This window comes from Streptomyces sp. NPDC001851, assembly GCF_040297165.1.
Taxonomy (GTDB): Bacteria; Actinomycetota; Actinomycetes; order Streptomycetales; family Streptomycetaceae; genus Streptomyces.
Window position 1 is genome coordinate 81,337 of the sequence record NZ_JBEOYR010000005.1, and the last position, 395, is coordinate 81,731.

The 395-nt window shown below is 65.1% G+C and carries 1 pseudogene; it reads left to right on the forward strand.

Annotated elements, in window-relative coordinates:
* Nucleotides 1-10: 10 nt before the first annotated feature.
* Nucleotides 11-395, forward strand: a pseudogene (locus ABT171_RS08665) (hypothetical protein); the annotation flags it as partial.

Consider the following 395-nt stretch of genomic DNA (forward strand, 5'->3'; position numbering starts at 1 on the left):
GGTCAAGCCCGTGTACCCCGAGAAGCCGGTGGTCCCGGTCAAGCCGGTGTATCCGGAGAAGCCGGTGGTTCCGGTGAAGCCGGTGTATCCGGAGAAGCCGGTCAAGCCCGTGTACCCCGAGAAGCCGGTGGTCCCGGTCAAGCCGGTGTATCCGGAGAAGCCGGTGGTTCCGGTGAAGCCGGTGTATCCGGAGAGGCCGGTCAAGCCCGCTGTTCCGGTGAAGCCCGTCTACCCCGAGAAGCCGGTGGTCCCGGTGAAGCCGGTGTATCCGGAGAAGCCGGTCAAGCCGGTGTATCCGGAGAAGCCCGCTTACCCGCGTAGTCCCGAAAAGCCTGTGTACCCGGTGAAGCCTGTCTATCCGGAGAGGCCGGTGAAGCCGGTGTATCCGGAGAAGC